This window comes from Streptomyces sp. NPDC059456, from assembly GCF_042750055.1.
Classification (GTDB): Bacteria; Actinomycetota; Actinomycetes; order Streptomycetales; family Streptomycetaceae; genus Streptomyces.
In genome coordinates, this window is record NZ_JBHYVA010000889.1 from 1 (window position 1) to 2,918 (window position 2,918).

Annotated in this window: 3 protein-coding genes; 2 read left to right on the forward strand and 1 reads right to left on the reverse strand. The window is 76.4% G+C overall.

What is annotated here, in order from left to right; genetic code table 11:
- Window positions 1-58 precede the first annotated feature (58 nt).
- Entirely contained in the window at window positions 59-244 is a 186-nt protein-coding gene (locus tag ACFXA3_RS40105) for a DUF6104 family protein (RefSeq protein ID WP_010061466.1), read from the reverse strand.
- 133 nt (window positions 245-377) lie between these two features.
- Here ACFXA3_RS40105 and ACFXA3_RS40110 point away from each other — a divergent pair, with 133 nt between their 5' ends.
- The gene (locus ACFXA3_RS40110) at window positions 378-2,459 is read left to right on the forward strand and encodes a trypsin-like peptidase domain-containing protein (RefSeq protein WP_385195977.1); all 2,082 of its coding nucleotides are present in this window, start codon (window positions 378-380) and stop codon (window positions 2,457-2,459) included.
- A gap of 25 nt (window positions 2,460-2,484) precedes the next feature.
- On the forward strand, window positions 2,485-2,918 hold a 434-nt coding region (locus tag ACFXA3_RS40115; RefSeq protein ID WP_385195979.1), incomplete at its 3' end, for an AAA family ATPase.

A 2,918-nucleotide genomic window follows, 5' to 3' on the forward strand; every position in this document is an offset into this window, starting at 1 on the left:
GACCGTAACCGGTCGGGCCCCATCGCCGTACTCGGGGACAGTGCGTCCCACGTGTGGACTATTCGTCTTCGTCGTCTTCGTCGTCCAGCCGCGCGAGCCACGTGGCCAGGCGTTCCACCGGGACCTCGAAGTCCGGGTTCAGGTCGACGAAGGTGCGCAGCTGCTCGGCGAGCCACTCGAAGGTGACCTCCTCCTCGCCGCGCCGCTTCTCCAGCTCCTCGATGCCGCGATCGGTGAAGTACAAGTCGGGCTCCGTGCCGTGATGAAGGTGTGCAGGGGGACGTTTCCCGCCAGGATAATCCGCCTAGTCGCCGAGACCTCCCGCCCTGCCCGCCCCGGCGCTAGCCTGGACTGCCCAACACCTGAGGGGGCAGGGGATGCAGGACGGGCGCACGGGCGGCAGCGCGCGCGCCTTCGAGCTCCTCGAACCCCTCGTCCGGGCGGCCACCGTACGCGTCCACGCGGCCCCGGACGGGTATGCCTCCCGTGGGACCGGTCCCACCTGGGGGAGCGGCTTCTTCATCGCCCCGGGCTGGGTCCTGACGTGCGCGCACGTCGTCGGTGAAGGGGGTGCAGCGGTGCGTCTCGTGGGGCGTGAGCTCGGCATCACCTTCTCCTCCGGCGCCGACGGCGCCACCGGGACCGTCCCCGGCCGCGTCGAGTGCGTGCTGCCCGAGCGGCTGGAGGAGCGCCGCCCCGCCCGCCGCGCCCTGTGGGACCTGCCCGACCTGGCCCTGGTCCGGGTCCTCGCACCGATCACGCACGCCTGCGTACGCCTCACCGACCGGGGCAGGCCCCGCCTCGACGAGGTCGCCTACTTCGGCTGCACCGAGGACCTCGGCACCCCCGAGATCACCGGCCGCACCACCCGGCTGCGCGGCCCCGCCGGCGGCGGCGCCGCCCGGCGCCTGGGCAACGACGACGAGATCGAACCCGGCATGTCCGGCGCCCCCGTCGTCGACCTGGCCCGCGGCGAGGTCGTCGGCGTGGTCAAGGCCCGCCGGCACAGCGGCGGCGGCGGACTCGCCGTCTCGGTCGTGCAGTTACGGACCCTGCCGCTGGCCGCCACCGGCCAGGTGGGTCTCTACCGCCGCGTCATGCAGGCCCACGACCTGTACCACTACGACCAGCACCTGAGCGATCTGGGCAGCCGCCGCACCTGGACCGACGTGCACGACGAACTCCCGGCCGCCGGCGACCCGTACGAGGGCCGCAGACGCCTCACCCCCGCCGAGCGCACCACCCTGTGCGGGCTGCTCGCCGAGCTGCCCCCGCCGCGTTCCTCGGAAGACGTCCGCGCCCTGGTCGAAGCGGCCCGCGGCGAGGAACCGGACCCGGGCCTGCCGGCCCCGCTCAGCTGGCGCGACGGCCTCGGCATGCTCCACGACCCGCCCGGCGGCACCGGAGAGGCCGCCGCGATGCTCCGGTACGCGACCGACGTCAGCGTCGCCGACCACCGCGAGCCGCCCGCCCCCGGCTCCGACGAGGAACTGTGGGACTGGGTGCGGACCACGGCCGAACGGCTGTGGCGGCCCCTGCGCCGCGAGCTGGCCGAGCGCCGCGACCAGGGCCTGGCCCGCCGCGACCGCAGCCGGCGCGCCCGCGCCGACCGGCACCCCTACGGGCACGCCCGGCCGCCCGCCGGACTGCCCCAGGGCCCCTCGGTGCTGCTGGAGGCGTGGGCGCACGGCTGGGAGGACGTCTACGACTGGCGCGTCTCGGTGCTCTACGGGCCCGCCCACCCCGGCCGCGTCACCCCGGTGGACTCCGGCGTACGGGCCACCCGCGCCGGACTCGCGGAGGTCCTGCGGGTCCCCCTCGCCGAGGCCTTCCGGCGCTGCGACACCCACGAGGCGGCCGCCCTCCTCGAAGTCGCCGTCGCCCCCGAGCTGTTCGGCCTGCCCGTGGACACCTGGACGGTCGCCGGCCGGGTCCCGCTGGGCGCCCAGCGCCCGGTGGTGTTCCGCTACCCGGCCGGGAGCGGCGAGGCCCCGCCCGACGAGGAGGCCGACCACCGCCGGGCCGACCGCTGGACGCGCGTCCAGGCCGGGCCGGTGCTCGACGAACGGGCCGACTGCGCGCGCGGGCGCCCCCGGACCCCGGCGCCCGAATGGCTCGACACCCTGCCCGACAACACCGTGCCCGTGCACTGCCGGGCCGCCGACGCGGAGCCCACCCGCGGCTCCCTGTACGCGGTCCGCGACGCCGGATACGGAGTGGCCGTCACCCGGCGGCCCCCGGCCGACCCGGAGGCCGACTGCGCGCCGTTCCACCGCGGGCTGCGCGAGGAACTGACCGAGGCGGGGCGGGGAGCGCCGCTGCCGGTCCGGTTCCAGGCACTGCGGGCGCGCGCGCACGGGGCCGACCCCGACGCGTACTGGGCCGACGGGATGGCCCTCGTATGGGACGACCCGGCCCGCGCGCTGCCCGACGACGAGCCGCTGCAGGGCGACCTGTGACGGGCGGGACGGGGAGGGAGCAGGCGTGAACGAGGAATGGCTCATCTACCGGGGGGTCGGCGAACCCCACGACGGGATCGGGGCCCTGCCCGATCCGCCGCCGTGGCGGGACTTCGACGGCGGCCCCGTCGGCGAGCCGGGCGGACCCGCGGACACCACCGACGGCAACGTCGCGCGGCGCCTCGGAGCGCACCGGCAGGCCGCCGAGCTGCACCGCCCCGAGCCCGAGGAGCTGGAGGCCATCAACGCGGCCCTGTACCTGCGGCGGCCGCTGCTCGTGACCGGCTACCCGGGAACCGGCAAGTCCACCCTCGCGCACGCCGTCGCGCACGAACTGAAACTCGGCCGGGTGCTGCGCTGGCCCGTGGTCTCGCGGACCGTGCTCCAGGAGGGCCTGTACCGCTACGACGCCATCGCCCGGCTCCAGGACGTGCAGATCGCCGCGAGCGGCGGCGCCCC